This is a genomic window from Nostoc sp. 106C (assembly GCF_002154725.1).
Classification (GTDB): Bacteria; Cyanobacteriota; Cyanobacteriia; order Cyanobacteriales; family Nostocaceae; genus Aulosira.
The window spans coordinates 90,829-108,845 of record NZ_MTAW01000119.1 but is presented as its reverse complement, the minus strand read 5'-3'; the positions used below and the strand labels follow the sequence as shown (position 1 = coordinate 108,845).

At 39.9% G+C, this 18,017-nt stretch carries 13 protein-coding genes; 9 read left to right on the top strand and 4 right to left on the bottom strand.

Features of this window, described 5'->3' with window-relative positions; all coding sequences use genetic code 11:
• Window positions 1-84 precede the first annotated feature (84 nt).
• Window positions 85-1,005, bottom strand: coding sequence for a heterocyst development glycosyltransferase HepC (hepC, locus tag BV375_RS16820; RefSeq protein WP_086762417.1), 921 nt, complete (start codon window positions 1,003-1,005; stop codon window positions 85-87).
• Window positions 1,006-2,255: 1,250 nt separating this feature from the next.
• Between hepC and BV375_RS16815 the strand changes: the two genes are divergently transcribed.
• The 6 genes from BV375_RS16815 to BV375_RS16790 all read left to right on the top strand — a co-directional run bounded on the left by BV375_RS16815 (window position 2,256) and on the right by BV375_RS16790 (window position 10,653).
• On the top strand, window positions 2,256-3,191 hold the full coding sequence (locus BV375_RS16815; RefSeq protein ID WP_086762415.1) for a glycosyltransferase family 2 protein: 936 nt from the start codon (window positions 2,256-2,258) through the stop codon (window positions 3,189-3,191).
• 29 nt (window positions 3,192-3,220) lie between these two features.
• Complete coding sequence (hepA, locus tag BV375_RS16810; protein ID WP_086762414.1) at window positions 3,221-5,077, top strand: heterocyst formation ABC transporter subunit HepA; 1,857 nt, start codon at window positions 3,221-3,223, stop codon at window positions 5,075-5,077.
• Between the two features lie 155 nt (window positions 5,078-5,232).
• Window positions 5,233-6,144: a hemolytic protein HlpA-like protein gene (locus BV375_RS16805; RefSeq protein WP_086762412.1), complete on the top strand. Its 912-nt coding sequence runs from the start codon at window positions 5,233-5,235 to the stop codon at window positions 6,142-6,144.
• 65 nt (window positions 6,145-6,209) lie between these two features.
• Window positions 6,210-7,142, top strand: coding sequence for a hemolytic protein HlpA-like protein (locus BV375_RS16800; RefSeq protein WP_086762410.1), 933 nt, complete (start codon window positions 6,210-6,212; stop codon window positions 7,140-7,142).
• Between the two features lie 285 nt (window positions 7,143-7,427).
• Complete coding sequence (locus BV375_RS16795; protein WP_243713962.1) at window positions 7,428-9,650, top strand: polysaccharide biosynthesis tyrosine autokinase; 2,223 nt, start codon at window positions 7,428-7,430, stop codon at window positions 9,648-9,650.
• Window positions 9,651-10,122: 472 nt separating this feature from the next.
• Window positions 10,123-10,653, top strand: coding sequence for a pentapeptide repeat-containing protein (locus tag BV375_RS16790; RefSeq protein ID WP_086762408.1), 531 nt, complete (start codon window positions 10,123-10,125; stop codon window positions 10,651-10,653).
• 363 nt (window positions 10,654-11,016) lie between these two features.
• Here BV375_RS16790 and BV375_RS16785 read toward each other — a convergent pair whose 3' ends face one another.
• Both BV375_RS16785 and BV375_RS16780 read right to left on the bottom strand, forming a co-directional pair.
• Window positions 11,017-11,538, bottom strand: a complete 522-nt coding sequence (locus BV375_RS16785; RefSeq protein ID WP_086762406.1) for a DUF937 domain-containing protein — start codon at window positions 11,536-11,538, stop codon at window positions 11,017-11,019.
• Between the two features lie 185 nt (window positions 11,539-11,723).
• Window positions 11,724-12,455, bottom strand: a complete 732-nt coding sequence (locus tag BV375_RS16780; RefSeq protein ID WP_086762404.1) for a 3-oxoacyl-ACP reductase family protein — start codon at window positions 12,453-12,455, stop codon at window positions 11,724-11,726.
• Window positions 12,456-12,584: 129 nt separating this feature from the next.
• Between BV375_RS16780 and BV375_RS16775 the strand changes: the two genes are divergently transcribed.
• From BV375_RS16775 to modB, 3 genes are all read left to right on the top strand, one after another.
• On the top strand, window positions 12,585-13,646 hold the full coding sequence (locus BV375_RS16775) for an SDR family oxidoreductase (protein ID WP_086762402.1): 1,062 nt from the start codon (window positions 12,585-12,587) through the stop codon (window positions 13,644-13,646).
• A 269-nt stretch (window positions 13,647-13,915) separates the two neighbouring features.
• A complete protein-coding gene (gene modA / locus BV375_RS16770; protein WP_086762400.1) occupies window positions 13,916-14,731 on the top strand; it encodes a molybdate ABC transporter substrate-binding protein in 816 nt (271 codons plus the stop codon).
• A 134-nt stretch (window positions 14,732-14,865) separates the two neighbouring features.
• A complete protein-coding gene (gene modB / locus BV375_RS16765; protein ID WP_086762398.1) occupies window positions 14,866-16,674 on the top strand; it encodes a molybdate ABC transporter permease subunit in 1,809 nt (602 codons plus the stop codon).
• A gap of 21 nt (window positions 16,675-16,695) precedes the next feature.
• Here the strand turns inward: modB and BV375_RS16760 are convergent, their stop codons facing one another.
• On the bottom strand, window positions 16,696-18,015 hold the full coding sequence (locus tag BV375_RS16760; protein ID WP_086762396.1) for a response regulator: 1,320 nt from the start codon (window positions 18,013-18,015) through the stop codon (window positions 16,696-16,698).
• Window positions 18,016-18,017 lie beyond the last annotated feature (2 nt).

Genomic DNA, 18,017 nt, shown 5'->3' with positions numbered 1-18,017 from the left:
TTCATCTGGCTAATGTATTGAGGAGATGCAAAAACTCTAGTGAGTTTAAAGAATTTTTTATCACGCTGAGACGCAGAGGTGTAATTAAGAGTTGGCTTTCCGGCAAAATAGCTGGGTAATTGTGATTAAGAAAATTTTAAAATCTTGCCACAAAGACCAATGTTTTAAGTACTGCTGTTCTGCATTAAATTTATCTGCTAGCGATAAGCCAAATTGTTTTTTTACTTGCCATACTCCTGTAATACCTGGCAAAGCATTTAATAACTGCTGTTGTGGGCTAATATTGATAGCGTCGTACAAAGTCTGACGGTATCGTCCCACAAAACTCATGTTGCCTTGAAGGACATTGAATAACTGGGGTAATTTATCTAAGTTGTATTTCAGCATCCAACTCCCCCAGGTTGTAGTGCGAAAGTTGTAAAGGTAAAATAGTTGGCCTCGTTTGCCTACGCACCATTGCTTAGTTATTACTGGTTCTGCTGAACTGATGCGAATTAGGGCAGCCAGCACGATAAAAAGCGGACTCAGTATAATTAATAAACTCGCTGCGATCGCCCAGTCAAGCGATCGCTTTAAGCACCAGCGAATTGGGCTAAAGTATTCAGGTAGTTGTCGGTATCGTGGTATCCGCAAGAATATTCTTTTCCCAAAACGGTTACATAGGTTTGCCCAAGTTTTTAGCTTTAACTCGCCAAAAGCTGTATCTATACGTACCAAACCAGCTGGAGAGTATTGCAACCACTCAGCCAAAAATTGCTCATTGCGATACGACAGCAGATGAATTTCTTCTATTTTATCAGCCTGTCTGACTAGCAGTTGTCCTTGACGAAGTTTGACTTTGTAGCCGAGGCTGGTATTTCCGACACTAGATTGAGTAGCGTATTCTTTAAAGCTAGTAGCTTGATAATCCCAATTCACCTGTGCTAAAAATTTGTTCTTACCAAATAACTGCTTATCCAAGTCAGGTGTAGCAGTCGCAGATGTTGACTTGTGTGAATCAGCCATATTTTGCACAGTAATATTTTTATCACCTATGTATACAGGTCATTTACAAGGCTATCTGCTAAAACTGATAATTGCATAGACTTTGCTATCCCAATCACAGGTGGATAGACGTCCGAATATCTGCATCAGTTGAATCAAAGCTAGCTAAAATACTGTGTACCTTGCTTAATTTCATACTTATCATAAGGAATAAAGAATCTATTTGGACTTAGTAAAGCAAGGTTATATATTCTGTAGTATTTTAAACATGTTCAACAGCCTCAGCAGATATCTTTCCACTGTTTACAAATGATTAGTAATACCTATAGCTTCTTCAAAGTAAACATAAAAACAATTAATGAGCATCTCACTAACTCCATTGCTTGATCTAACACAACTTGACTCAAAATTCTAGCTATATTACCGCAGAGATCCTTAGGTATATTAATCAAGCCTCATTGGTATATAACTTCCAGCAAGCAATTTTTTAAATCTACTCTTTTTACTTGCTAAATAAATTCCCTACGGAATTATAACTTTGATTATACAGGAAAGTTAACTTATTAACTGGGTACTTATGTGTATTTTCTCAAAAAGCTGGATTTTACTTATACAAGTTTGGATTTTAAATTTGAGATTTGAGATTTGGAATCGCCTTCTGCGCCTGGGTTTGCTGAATTCAGTCGTTGCAATTATTTTTTAGATTGGTATTACTTTGTGGGCTAAAAATTTAGATAGATAAATATTTTTTTGTAAAATAAAATACATAAAAATATTTAATGTTAACAGTTAGATCTGAAGTTTTTCGGCTAGTCAACAGGATTTTCTACAATATCATCACCAAAAAAATGTATAAAAAAATATGATTTTACTGAGGTTGTAAAGTAGTAAATTAGTGAGAAGATAGTAAAATTCAGTAGAAAGAGTTGACTCTGTAAAGACTTTTATTCTAATCTCGATATTCTCAGTTGAATAAAATTAATACTTCGATGAGGAAAATTGTGATTATCTAACATAACTAGTTGACAAAGTTGCTTGAATATCCTAAGTGTGTAGCATGGATTGCTATCTATATAGCTATATATAGGTAGAAAATAATTCAGTAATTAAACGTTGTATTTTACTGCCAAGATGTTTCCAAATTAACTTCGTGGAGGTAAAACCGTAAATTATTGTCGGTATCAATTTATCCAAAATTTAGTTAATTGGATGCAGAAGGCAGCGTCATCGCCTTTACACACAAAGGAGTGTTTATTAAGGTGTGTAGATAAATGACATTGATCAACGAGCTTTCTTTTATTATTGTTTCGTGGAACTCGGCTCAGACTTTAAGAGGTGCAATCGAGTCATGCTTGACTGTAATTCACCAATACTATCCACGTACAGGCAGAATTGTAGTTTATGACAATGCCTCTATTGATACTTGCCCTCAAATTCTTGATGAATTTACCAGAAAATATCCCCACACGTTTATTGGAATTAAAGGTAAGCAAAACTTGGGCTTCGCTACAGGTAATAATCGAGCAGTTGCAGCTTCACCCAGCAGAATGTATGTATTGGTAAATCCAGATGTCACATTTAAGGCTGAGGTAATTACCAAGTTAGCAACCACATTAAATTCAGATCGAGATATTGCGATCGTTTGCCCCAAGCTAGTTTATCTTGATCGTTCAGTACAACCTTCAATCCGTAGATTTCCTACCTTTAGTTACTTATTGCTCAAGCAGTTATTAGGTGAAACGCTGCAAACTTTATTACATCCCTTTGACTACTACTACGATCAGATGCCTCCTCCTCAAAAAGCGGTTGAGGTCAACTGGGCAATAGGAGCTTTTATGATGGTATCAGGAGAGTACATTGCACGGTATGGTTTATTTGATGAACGTTTTTTCTTATACTTTGAAGATGTAAGTTTATGTTTGGATGCTTGGCAAAACGGTTATAGAGTTTTATTTCAACCCGAAGCATCTGCACTACATCTTTATCAACGCTCGAGTACCAGTTCACTATTTAACTACCTGCGGCTAGTACATATAGTTTCAGCCTTGAAGTTTTTTGCTAAATATAGACCTTATCAAAAAAGATGGCAGTTAGTACTCTGGCTGCTAGAGATGAATTCTAAAGTAAAAAATTCTCTGCGGTTACTAACCTCAGTCATACCTCGAAGGTTGCAAAAAAATATTGTTTCTATCAGGCGACCGATTTAATCAGTACTACCAGCAACCTAAAATTATTTATGCAAATTGTGCTGCCTAAACTTATCCACAGAATCCTCTTAAAAACCAAATTTTGGCAGGAAAACTATCTAATTATCAAATTGTTTCAGCCATTGAAAGGAATTGCCACTATAGCGGTAGTACTCACCTTGATAGGAGCGTTTCTAGAGGCAACTGGGATTGGTTTGGTGGCATTTTTATTACAATGTTTAACCAATACTAACCAGCCACCGCTACAAACTGGTATCGGTTGGTTAGATATTTGGATTTTAGGGACAAATGCTACTGTATCTGAGCGAATATATCGCATATCCGGGTTGATTTTAATCAACGTTTGGGCGCGTGCTATCTTTACTTACTTGGGACGTTATTGCGCAAAATACTGTGAAGTAAGTTTAATAGATAGTCTGCGAAAACAGATTTTTGAGCAGTTTCAAAATCTCAGCTTAAGTTACTACACACAAAAGCGTTCTGGAGAACTATTTCACACATTTTCAACTGAAGTGAGTGAAATTAGCTACGCTTTAAATGAAGCGATCAATTTTGTTAGCAAAAGCTGCATTATTTTGGCATATACTATTGCCATGTTTGTAATTTCTTGGCAATTGACCTTAGCCACAGTCATTCTATTTAGCTTACTAGCAGCAGGAGCGTCAAATTTAATCCGGCGAGTTCGCGCAGCTAGCGTAGAAATGACAACTGCTGCCAGTGAGTTAGCATCTACGGCTGTAGAATATGTTGGGGGCGTGCGCACTGTACAAGCATTCTGGACTCAAGATTTTGAACGTAGACGTTTTTATAAAGTCGCAGGGAAGGTTTTCAAAGCTTGGATGAAAATGAATTCAATTAGTGGAGTTGTTCAACCATTAATTGAGGCGATTGCAACAACGATTTTAATTGCGATGATTCTAGTGGCAGTCACTACCCTCGTAGCTAGTGGTAAACTGCATGTAGTCTTGTTGCTAGCTTTTCTGTTTGCCCTGTTTCGCCTGTTACCGATTATTGCCCATATGAACAGTTCTTGGGGCTTAATTGCTACTTATTACGGTTCAACAAAAAATGTCCAAGAACTGTTAAGAACTGATAATAAAACTTACCTGGAAAATGGGGAATTAGAGTTTTCTGGATTAAAGCGATCGCTCGAATTTATATGTGTATATTTTAGCTACGACGATCGCAAGTTAGTATTAGAGGATATCACGCTGAGCATCGAACGCAATCAGATGGTAGCATTGGTGGGGGCTTCTGGTTCAGGTAAGACTACCCTAGCAGACTTGCTGATGCGCTTTTACGATCCGACAGCAGGCAAGATTTTAGTTGATGGTATGGACTTGCGGCAATTCCGGCTAAAATCACTGCGATCGCGCATGGCGGTAGTCAGTCAAGATACGTTTATTTTCAATACAACCGTACACAACAATATTGCCTATGGCTTAGAAGGAGTGGACGATGCAGAAATTGAGAAAGCTGCTATACAGGCGAATGCGCTGGAATTTATTTTAGAGTTACCGCAAGGATTTAATACAAAACTAGGCGATCGCGGAGTTCGTTTATCTGGGGGACAACGCCAACGCATTGCTATAGCCCGCGCCCTGTTACGCAACCCAGAAATTTTGATTCTTGATGAAGCCACCAGCGCCCTCGATTCCGTTTCCGAACGCTTGATTCAGGATTCACTGGAAAAGCTAGCGGTGGGTAGAACAGTAATTGCGATCGCCCATCGGCTATCTACTATTTTTAGAGCAGACAAAATTATCGTACTAGAACAAGGGCACATCGTAGAACAGGGAGGATACCAAGAACTTTTGCAACAGCGTGGCAAATTCTGGCAATATCACCAAATGCAGTATCAGTTAGGCCAAATTAGCTCTAATTGAAAATTCAATTAAGCTGCTGCGGAACTTCAAAACTACTTTTTATCTCCTATACCTCTACGTTTAAGTTCAGTAATCAAATCGGATTGCTATATTTTTAACTCATATTTCAAAAAATCTCATGTTCTCATGAATCAAATAGATTTGAAAATGTAGTTATGAACACGGCTGTTGCCTTAATCATCTTTAATAAACCAGCTACTACGGCAAAAGTGTTTGAGGTAATTCGTCAGGTTAAACCTCCCAAACTTTTAGTGATTGCTGATGGGCCTCGTTCACACCATCCAGAAGATATCGAAAAGTGTGCTGCTGCCAATAAAATTTTGGAGAGAATTGATTGGAATTGTCAAGTAATTATAAAATCTTCTCATATCAATCTTGGCTGTAAACAGCGGATAGCAACTGGTCTTGATTGGGTATTTCAGCAAGTAGAAGAAGCAATTATTTTAGAAGATGATTGTTTACCGCATCCGACATTTTTTGACTATTGTGAGGAATTATTAGATAAGTATCGCCACGACCAACGCATCATGACAATCTCCGGTAATAATTTTCAGTTTGGTCGCCGACGTACCGAAGATAGCTATTACTTTTCTCGCTATCCACTAATTTGGGGATGGGCAACTTGGCGAAGAGCATGGCAACAGTATGATTTAGAAATGAAGCATTGGATAGCTATTAGAGATGGTAATTGGCTACAAGATATACTTGATGATTCAACCGCTGTTCGCTACTGGCATAGAATTTTTCAAAATTGTTATCTAGGCAATATTGATTCCTGGGCTTTTTCCTGGACTTTGACATCTTGGCTACAAAATGGTTTAACTATTCTGCCAAATATTAACTTAGTTTCTAACATTGGCTTTAGTACCGAAGCTCACAATACAAAAGATATTTACAGCCCCTTTGCTAATCATCCAACTCAAGCAATGGAATTTCCTATTAAACATCCCCAGTTTATAATTCGTGATGCACAGGCTGACAAATTTACACAGCAAACTCAGTTTCGTTTTAGTCTGATATCCCAGCTTAAAAGTCAAGTCAAAAAAAAACTGCAATTTTTCAGTTAATTCATTGTTTACAAGTAGGGTAGGCAATGCTCATCCTACAAGTATTTTATGTGACAACATAAATTATGAAAACTGCTGTTGTTTTTATCATCTTTAATAAACCAGACACCACTGCAAAAGTGTTTGAGGTCATTCGTCAGATTCAACCTCCCAAACTCTTAGTCATTGCTGATGGGCCTCGTCCGCATCGCCCTGATGATGTACACAAGTGTATTGCTACTCGAAAAATTATTGAACAACTTGATTGGGATTGCAAAGTATTAAAAAACTACTCTGATAAAAATTTAGGAACTAAGATACGTATAGCAACAGGACTAAACTGGGTATTTCAGCAAGTAGAAGAAGCAATTATTTTAGAAGATGATTGTTTACCACATCCGACATTTTTTAAATATTGTGAGGAATTATTAGATAAGTATCGCCACGACCAACGCATCATGACAATCTCCGGTAATAATTTTCAGTTTGGTCGCCGACGTACCGAAGATAGCTATTACTTTTCTCGCTATCCACTAATTTGGGGATGGGCAACTTGGCGAAGAGCATGGCAACAGTATGATTTAGAAATGAAGCATTGGATAGCTATTAGAGATGGTAACTGGCTACAAGATATACTTGATGATTCAACCGCTGTTCGCTACTGGACAAAAATATTTCAAACTTGCTATCAAGGCAACATTGATACTTGGGATTATCCCTGGACTTTGACATCTTGGCTACAAAATGGTTTAACTATTCTGCCAAATATTAACTTAGTTTCTAACATTGGCTTTAGTACCGAAGCTCACAATACGAAAGATATTTACAGCCCCTTTGCCAATCATCCTGCGCAAGCAATGGAATTTCCTATTAAACATCCACAATTTATGATTCGAGATACAAAGGCTGATAAATTTACACAGCAAACTCAGTTTCATTTGAGTCTAATATTTAGACTGAAAAGCAAAATTAGAAATCTACTTGTCAAGAGTTATTTTCGTTTACTAAAAACCAGCTAATTGCTTTTTATTTGCTTGATAATATTTTAGCCAAGCTATGCAGATTTTTACATAGAATGTTTGGTATCAATTACAGCAAAAGAGATTTATCAAATTGTTTTTATTTTAGTTAGATATAAAACATCAATTATAATTAGTCTCAGTGTAATCATTGAAAATTGTTTATTTCTTTGCGTGAGGAATCCTTTAGACTAAAATGGCGTCTATAGTTTAATCAAAATTCACCTCAAAAAGATTTTTTTAAAATCTTCCTGATTTATTATTTCAAGATTAGAGGATTTTATAGTGACTAACACTAGTCTAAATCAAGGGCAAATGCTCAATAACTCTCCACAAAACGCGGTTGACATCAAACAACTCACTACAATTCTGTTTCACAGACGTTATCTTATATTGGGTATTTCCTGTGCAGTGATGTCAGTTGCAACCCTGTTGGCTATCTTTGCCAAACCGACTTACCAAAGCTCGATGCAGATACTGGTAAGTTCTAACTTATATGAAGGAGTACGCTCAAATAATGTTCAAGGAGGTGCAGACAGCGATTTTACAGATCCTAACTTTCAAGTTGTGGACTATACAGCTCAGTTAAAACTAATGCTGAGTTCTAAGTTAATCCAGAAAGCTGTAGATGTGCTGCGTCCTAATTATCCAAATATTAGTTTAGAAGATATCAAAGGAAAAAAAGAAAAGGGACAAAAATCACCTTTAGATGTAACGCAGATAGAAGGTGGAACGGGGATTAATAAAGTACCCAGCCAAGTATTTGAGGTTTCATTCAAAGATAAAGATCCAGTTAAAGCACAAAAGGTACTGCAAGCACTACAAACTGTTTATCAAAACTACAACATAGAACAACAAAACGAGCGTTTACATAAAGGACTTTCTTTCGTTAATGCTCGCTTACCCGAAATCAAAAAAGAAGTCAGCCAATCTGAAAAAAATTTAGAAGAATTCCGCAGCAAGCATAATTTACTCGATCCAGAAGTACAAAGCAAAATTCTGCTAGAATCTTTGGCGGATATTCAAAAACAGTTACAAACTACTCGCGCCCAACTTCAAGATATACGAGCTCGCCAAGCAAACTTAGAGCAAAAAATGGCGTCTTCATCCCAAAACGCCATAGTTTCTTCTCGTTTGAGTCAGTCAACACGCTACCAAACGCTACTGAATGAGATTCAAAAGACTGAACTAGAGCTGGCTCAGCAGCGGCTACGGTATACAGATAATTCTCCAGTAATCCAAAATCTCAAGCAGCAACGCCAGAGTCAAGTGGCGCTACTCCGGCAAGAGGTAGGAAGATCTTTAGGAGATAAAATTACAGTTACACCAAATCCCCGGCAACCGCTATTGACCCAAGGGCAGATGGTAGGTGTCGACTTGAAACTGGTAGAAGAGGTAATTGAAGTACAAACAACTTCCCTAGGGCTACTTGCGAATGAAAAGAGTTTAGTTGAGTCCGAACAGCGACTCCGCTCTGAACTTAATAAATATCCTCGCCTCATAGCCGAGTACAATCGTCTGTTGCCACAGGTGGAAACAAATCGTAAAACCCTGGAACAACTGCTCCAAGCGCAACAGTCTTTAGGGCTAAAAATTGCTCAGGGAGGATTTGATTGGCAAGTATTAGAAGAACCAGATCGGGGAACCTATATAGGTAGTGGCAGATTATTCTTGTTAGCTGGGGGATTAATTATTGGCCCGATTTTAGGTATTGTGGCAGCCTTGATTTGGGAACTATTTCATGATGTTATCTATTCGCCACGACAATTACAAAGGCTGACAAACCTGCGATTACTGGGAACAGTGCCAAATATTGCCGAACGTGGTCTGAAGAAGCGCCTTTCTCGGCTTTCTTGGAATAAGCAGCAAAAAATAAGTCCTTTAGGAGTAGAAACTAGCCCCAGGTTGCCATATCACGAAAATTTAGATATGGTCTACCAAAACATTCAAATATTAAAGTATCCTCTGCCTTTTAAATCGCTAATGTTGACTTCAACACTAGCAAGTGAAGGAAAAACTACCATTACTTTGGGACTTGCGGCTAGCGCGGCTCACATGCATCGCCGGGTACTAGTGATTGATGCCAATTTGCAGCATCCTAGCCTGCACAACATCCTTGAACTTTCCAACGACTGGGGTTTATCTCTGTTATTAGTCGATGAAACTAATACCCCGGTTGCAGATTACATTCAACCTATTCATCCAGACATTGACGTGTTAACTGCTGGCCCTACACCAGAAGATACAGTCAAGCTACTCAGTTCGGCACGGATGAAAGAGCTAATTGAGGTGTTTGAGCAAACCTACGATTTAGTGCTAATAGATGCTCCGGCAATTTTGGACACAGTTGATGCCAGAATCGTGGCATCCTTATGTAATGGGATTGTGTTGGTAGGGCGTATGGGTCAGATTACTCAAACTGAACTAATTCAAGCTAGAGACATTTTGAGCAAGTTGAATTTAATTGGCGCGATCGCTAATGATGTCAAAGATTCTCCCAAGGTATAACTGCTTTGGAGAGTTCGCTGAGGTCAAGTTCAACAACAAAGCAAACATTTCAAAGATTTTGCTACTAAAAGGAATGGTAGCTTCAAATGGTCGCTTAATATTTTGCTTTTTGAGTCCATAATTGCTGTAATTTTTAATACTTTGGGTATTGCAGGACTGTTAATTACTAGCGATCGCGACTGTTTTTGGGGAATTTACGTTATTGATTTGGACTTTTACTAACTTTTGATGATTAGATAGTTTCACTATTTTGCCTAAAAGCATCTTAATGAAGTGTAGCCGCATTTGGGTTTAGCGATATCAACAACGCCTACTATCTTAGGTATGAAATTAATTAATAACTTTAGCTAGTAACAGAAAAAATACAACATAGATAACATAGCTTAAATATACTTTGAAATCTTCTGTTGCCAATGCTGGGTAATAGATTGCCGTGACTCGAAAAGCAATAAAAACTAGCGGAGCATAATCTATGAAGCCAGATGAACTTCTAAAAAACTATGCCGCAGGCACAAGAGACTTTACTGGTGTTAACCTCAGCGAAGCAAATTTGAGAGAAGCCAATCTCAGTGGAGCAATTTTAAATAGAGCGATTTTAGATGGTGCTAAGCTCAGCCATGCTAATTTAACCAAAACTAGTTTGATTGAGGCAGATCTGAACGGAGCAGATTTAAGCAATGCCGATCTCACTGGTAGTAATCTCACTGGAGCCATCTTAGATGGAGCCATTTTAGATGGTGCAGTTTTGGATGGAGCAAATTTGAGTCAGGCTGATTTAACTGTCGCCAAGCTGATTGAAGCTAACCTCAGCGAAGCAGAATTGCATGAAGCAACTTTGGTAGCTGCAAATTTAGATGGGGCTGATTTAAGTGGTGCAGACTTAACTGTAGCTGACTTGACTCAGGCGAATCTTGCTCAAGCGGACTTGAACCAAGCCAATTTAAGCGGTGCAAATCTAGATAAAGCTAATTTGGAAGGCACAATCTTGGATGAGAATGGTTAAATTGGGCATTAGTCATTTGTTCTTTGTCATTGGTAATTTGTCTCTCTTGTCCTCCCATTCCCTACTGCGGAAATTCTTACGGTATGATACTGAGGACTAGCTTGTGATTGCGGCGCAGAACTCTGAATTGCGATGTTTCACGACAAGCCGCTACGCGTCTACGCACTTTCACTGTTTCGGGTGTGAAAAATTTGTGCGTCATATCAAGTCCGTTTGAACACTTTTCATTGCCTAGGCGAAGCCTTCCCCAAGGGTACAAGGAAAACCAGGGAGGAATTTCTTCACTAAATCCCCCTTGTCCTCCCCGTCTTCCTACTTTCCTGTTTCTTCTTTTTTTAATCCTGGCAAGAAAACCCGATTTGACTACCGTCCGATATGACGACTAGCCAGTTGAATGGCGTCAGAGATATCAACATCGCCATCATTGTCTGCATCCAGGAATGAGTTAAGTACTGGATTTCCGCCTGATTGGGGATTTTGTGCATTCGCACCAGACTGTAAGAAATTCAGTACCACAGGCACTACGAAAGGTAGTAATTGTTGAATCATACCAGTATCCAAGCCAGTCCGCTGAGCAACAACCTCAGCCACTTGTTGAATACCACCACCAAATACTGAATCAACAGCTTGAGAGTTAGGAGAAGTACCTGCAAATTGATTGACTATAGATTGCACTTCTTCATTGCCCTGTGTGGCTTGCTTTTGTTGTAAAGACGATCGCACTTGACTACCCACAACTGACAACACCGATTGGATAGTAGAAGGGTCTACACCAGTGCGATTACTCAACTGATCTACAGTGCTAATAATACTTCCCAATTGCCCTAAACTGCCTTGTTGATTGGGATTAGCAACGGCACCGAGAATTTGATCAAAAAGTCCCATAAGTTTTTTCTCCTTGTGTTAGTCTCAACACCAGTGGTTCTGGACACATTTGAGATGAACTACGCCTAAAAGAATAGTAGAAGAATCACCAATGAGACATCAGCCGCTAGCCGTGATGTTAGTAATGATTGCCGCGATATTAATAACGTTATGCGGATGATGCTGATTTGAAACCCAATGATGCCTCAACTCATGTACCAACCACCATTGACGTTTATTGTTTGCCCTGTGATGTAAGCATTTCGGGCAAGCATCACTGCCACGTCTGCCACTTCTTCGACCTCCCCAAATCGACCGACTGGAATTAGGTCAGGACGGATACGAGGATTATCGGAGATCATGTCTGTAGCAATCAGTGCAGGAGCGATCGCGTTCACTGTAATTCCTTCTTTCGCCAAAATAGAAGCATAAGCGTGCGTTAGCCCCAAAAGACCAGCTTTGGAAGCGGCATAGTGCGGACCAATCACCCCACCTACTTGAGCCGCAACCGAAGACAAATTGATAATTCGGCCCCATTGCTGCTGTCGCATAGGCGGTAAAACTGCCTGAGTGACCAAAAAAGCAGATTTAAGGTTCACGTTAATTAATTCATCCCAGTCGGCAACGCCGATCGCCTCTAATGGTTGAGGACGTGCAATACCTGCGTTGTTGACGAGAATCGCCACTGTTCCCAAACTTTGCTCAATTGTTTCCACAAGGCGATCGACATCAGCCGAGTTTGAGACATCCGCTTGCACGGCAATTGAGCGACCGCCGAATTGTTCAATTTGTTCGCATAGGCTATTCGCTTCGTGCTCACCATTGCGATAGTTAATTGCGACGTTAGCCCCAACTTGAGCCAAAGCTTGAGCAATTGCTCGCCCAATCCCGCGATTTGCCCCAGTCACAAGTGCTACTTTGCCTGAAATAGAATCCATATGTCAAATCAGCACGTACCAAAATCTAAAATTAAAAATAGTATAAGCTGGTAACAGTTTTCACCAGACTGGGATTAGCGAATACCAAGCTTTACATTTGCCGCAGCAATCCACAAAAGGAGCAGATACATGACAGCGAAGAACACAGCGCTGGTACTGGGTGGACAAGGCATTATTGGGCGCAATTTGATCCATTACCTTGAGGGCAGGGAAACATGGCGAATCAAGGCTATTTCCCGCCGCGCTCCTGGTTTTGAAACGCGCGCAGATTTCCAATCTATCGATTTGCTTGATCCAGATGCGATCGCCAAGAAACACGACTGGCTCAAGGACATCACACATATTTTTTATGCTGCCTATCAAGAATATAAAACTGCCGCCGATCTATCGAAATATAATGTTGGTATGCTGCGTAATATTGTCGAAGCGGTGGAAAAGGCAGCAGACGGCTTCCGCCATATCACATTCATCCAGGGCGGCAAGGCTTATGGTGCGCATTTCGGACTGTACAAAACGCCAGCGAAGGAAACCGACCCACGCCATTTCCCTCCCAACTTCTATTACGACCAAGAAGATTACCTGCGCGATGCAGCCAAGGGCAAGCGTTGGGGATGGACGGCGCTGCGACCTGACATCATCTTTGGGTTTGCAGTTGGCAACCCGATGAATCTCAGCAACTTGATTGCCGTCTATGCGAGCCTGTGCAAGGAGCTAGGCGTGCCGTTGCGCTATCCCGCTAGCCCTAAAGCCTACCAGATTCTCGCCAATGGCACTGACGCAACCTTGCTAGCGAAAGCGATGGAATGGGCAGCGTTGAACGAAGCGTGCTATGGCGAGATCTTCAACATCACCAATGGCGACGTGTTTCGCTGGAGCCAAGTCTTCCCACAGATTGCCGAATCCTTTGGCATCAAATGCGCCGATCCGCAGACCTTCTCACTGACTGAGGCGATGCAGGATAAGGAACCAATCTGGTTCGAGATGGTGCAAAAATATGGACTTGCACCGAATTCACTGAAAGACCTTGCTAACTGGCCGTTTGGCGACTTCATCTTCAACGTCGAGAATGACGCTTTCTTCGACGTGAATAAGGCGCGGCGCTTTGGTTTTCACGAGATGCACCTCGACAGCGGCGAGGAGATTGTAAAGTTAATGAGCTATTTGAAGGAACAAAAGATCATCCCGGTTTAGAACAGCTTGTTTGATTGAGATGAACTTGCACGCTCTAAGTGTACAAAGAGCGATCGCTTTTCCCAAAAATCCAGAAGCGATCGCACTTTAAAATAGGTAAGGTGAATTATAAATATTGCCCAGAAGCTTATTTTGTAAGTGTTTGGGTTTAATATCCTGCTGTGAGGATTTCTTGATTATTCAGTAATTTATTGGGCTTTACCAACTTTTTGGAACTTTTAGTTGGTAGATTATGAACTAATAAATTAAAAAACCTTGAGATACTGTAAATGCATAGTAAACGTATCTTGGCTTTTGTAAGTTGGGTGCTAGCCTCGTTGGTACTATTCATTGCCTGCAATCAGACGAGTACACCTAACCCTACCTCAATTGCTAATCCAAAAGCCCAAGCGGTAAGTTTGACGGTATCAGCCGCCGCTAGCTTAAAAGATGCAATGAACGAAATCAAGCCTCTTTACAGCAAAGAGCAGCCAACGGTAAAACTCACCTATAACTTTGGTTCATCAGGTGCTTTGCAACAACAGATTGAACAAGGTGCAGGAGTTGACATTTTCATTTCAGCAGCAAATAAGCAAATAGATGCCTTAAATCAAAAAGGTTTATTAGTTGATGGCACCCGCAAGGACTTATTAAAAAATAAATTAGTGTTAATTGTGCCTCAAAGTTCTAATGATGTAACTGATTTCAAAGATTTAACTTCCTCACGCATTAAGAAAATTGCTTTGGGTGAACCCAAGAGTGTACCGGCGGGACAATATGCCCAACAAGTTCTCACTTCCTTAAAAATTGCCGACCAAATCAAAAGCAAATCAGTTTATGCCAAAGACGTTCGTCAAGCCCTTAATTATGTAGAGTCTGGTAATGCTGATGCTGGGATAGTCTACCTTTCAGACACGAAAAGCACTCAAAAAGCAAAAGTTGTAGCAACTGCACCTGAAAATAGCCATTCCCCCATTGTTTATCCCATTGCTGTACTCAAAAGCAGTAAGCATCTTGATGCTGCGAAAAATTTTGTGCAATTTTTATCTGGAAATGCAGCCAAAAATGTATTTGAAAAACAGGGTTTTAGCCTAGCTGGAAGTTAAAAAAAGATAATTTTTGACGGCTATGTATTAATTACTTTAGTACTTTTTTAAGCCTTAAAAGTTAGACGAAGAATTATGGTGAGTATTGCCCAACTGACAACTCTACCTTCTACTGAAATTCTCCATAAAAAGCTATGCCCCAGGATTTATCTCCTCTGTGGATATCACTGAAAACTTCTTTGTTAGCAACATTCATTACTTTCTTTTTAGGTATTGCTGCTGCCTATTGGATGTTGGAATATCGCGGCAAAGGTAAATCATTAATTGAGGGTATATTTATTGCGCCTTTAATTTTGCCTCCTACAGTTGTCGGCTTTTTGTTACTGCTGTTTTTTGGCAAAAATGGCCCTGTAGGGAAACTTATGCAGCAGTTTGACTTCACAATAGTTTTTACTTGGTATGGTGCAGCGATCGCAGCTACAGTTGTATCTTTTCCCTTAATGTATAAAACTGCATTAGGAGCCTTTGAACAGATTGATAGAAATCTGCTGCGAGTAGCGAAAACTTTGGGTGCTACAGAGAATAATATCTTTTGGCGCATCAGTTTACCCTTAGCACTGCCAGGAATTATCGCCGCCACAACTTTGGCTTTTGCAAGGGCTTTGGGAGAATTTGGTGCAACCTTGATGTTGGCTGGTAACATTCCTGGGCAAACCCAGACGATCCCAATGGCGATTTACTTTGCCGTAGAAGCAGGTGCAATGGAAGAGGCCTGGTTTTGGGCGATCGCAATTATGGTAATTTCTCTATCGGGAATTATTGCAGTCAATTTCTGGCAGGAAGTTAGGGGGATTGGGAGGCTAAAGGACAAGGGGACAAGAGGACAAGGGGGACAGGGGAGTGAATTATCTTTGTTATATACACCATCCTCTTCAGTAGGGCTATTTGTAGATATTGAAAAACGACTGCCGAGTTTTCATCTCAAAGTTACCTTTAATACTGATCGGCAACCCTTGGGATTGTTGGGGAGATCTGGTGCAGGTAAAAGCATGATTCTGCGTTGTATTGCTGGGATAGAAACACCGACCAGAGGACGCATAGTTTTAAATGGTAGAGTACTGTTTGATTCAGAACAAGGAATTAATCTGCCTAGCCGCGATCGCCGCATCGGTTTTTTAGTGCAGAATTATGCTTTGTTCCCACACATGACTGTGGGTGAAAATATCGCTTTTGGTTTACCCAAGGGACTATCTAACGGCAGTATCCGCATACAGGTTGAAGAGCAATTATTAGCGATGCAGTTACAGGGATTGAGTGAACGCTATCCGCACCAACTTTCTGGCGGACAGCAGCAAAGAGTAGCTTTAGCAAGGGCGTTAGCTAGTCAGCCGGAAGCATTGCTTTTAGATGAACCTTTCTCTGCACTCGATACCCACCTGCGGAGTCAACTAGAACAGCAAATGACAGAAACTCTAGCTAATTACCAAGGTGTAGCTTTGTTTGTCACCCATAATATGGAAGAAGCTTACCGGATTTGTCCTAATTTGTTGGTATTAGAACATGGTAGAGCAGTTCAACATGATTCCAAATACGATATTTTCGAGCATCCTGTAACTGTAAGTGTTGCTCAAATCACTGGTTGCAAAAACTTTTCCCGTGCAGTGCTTTTGCAAGCATCACAAATAGAAGCGATTGATTGGGGCTGTAGCCTCCAAGTTCTGGAACCCATTCCTCAGGAATTATCTCACGTCGGTATTCGTGCCCATCAAATCACCTTTACCACAGACTCCAACCAAGAAAATACATTTTCCTGTTGGTTAGTCAGAACTAGTGAAACACCCCACCGGATAACTTTGTTTTTAAAACTGCATTCTCCTGCTACTAGCCCTCATGATTATCATTTACAAGCAGAAGTCTTCAAAGAAAAATGGGCAACCATGAAAGACCAGCCTTTTCCTTGGTATGTGCGTTTAGATTCCCTACGCTTGATTTTGATGGAATAAACTAAAATCAGAACTGGAATTTTATGAAAAATCTAAATTTTGGGGAATCGAAATTATAAATTCAGTGCCACCTTCTGGACAAGAGACGCATTGTAATGAACCACCATGTTTTTCTTTAACAATCTGATAACTGATTGCCAATCCCATTCCAGTTCCTACACCAATTGGTTTAGTTGTAAAAAAGGGATCAAATATCTTTTTTTGAAGCTCTTTTGGTATTCCTGGTCCATTATCAGCAATGCGAATTAGAACTTGATTATCTGTTGCTTCAGTACGAATGTGAATTGTGGGATGTTCATTATTTTTCTGATTGATAGTTAATAATGGGCAACTACGTAATGATTCTTCCAAAGCATCAATAGCATTACTAATAATATTCATGAATACCTGATTTATTTGCCCAGCAAAACACTCTACTAGAGGCAGGCTGCCGTATTCTTTAATGACCTGAATTCCAGAGTTACCAGGCTTACCCTTCAGCCTATGCCCCAGGATCATCAGTGTACTATCAATACCCTCATGAATATCAACATCTTTAATTTCCGATTCGTCTAAGCGAGAGAAAATTCGCAAAGAAAGAACAATATCTCGAATCCGTTTCGCTCCAATTTTCATTGAGTCGAGTAATTTGGGTAAGTCCTCAATGAGAAAATTCAAATCGTTTGCTTCTATTTCTGCCTGAACCTCAGAAACAGGATTGGGGTAATACTGTTGATAAACTTGTACTATTCTAAGTAAGTTATGAATATATTCTTGAGCATAGGTGAGGTTGCCATAGATAAAATTAACTGGGTTGTTAATTTCATGGGCCACACCTGCTACCAATTCACCCAGGCTAGACATCTTCTCACTCTGGATAAGCTGGGTTTGTGCTTGTTGTAATTCTTGGAGTATTTTCTGGAGTTCAATTTCTGCTTGTCTGCGTTCTGTTACTTCTTGGAGCAATTTTTCTTGAGCATTCCTAAGTGCTAAGTGAACATTAACACGGGCTAGAACTTCTTCAACTTGAATTGGTTTAGTAATGTAATCTACTGCTCCCATTTGTAGCCCTTTTACTTTATGCTCTACATCAGATAAAGCAGTCATAAACATTATAGGAATATCTTTTAGGCTTGCATCTGCTTTCAACCGACGGCAGGTTTCAAATCCATCAATACCAGGCATCATCACATCTAGTAAAATCAGGTCTGGCTGGATTATTGGCACTTTTTCTAATGCCATTTCACCACTCTTAACGACTGAAATATCGAAGCCATCTGCGTGTAAAATATCAAATAGCAACCGGATATTCATTGGAGTATCGTCAACAATTAAAATAGAGTTTTTTTCAACAGTTTCCATAA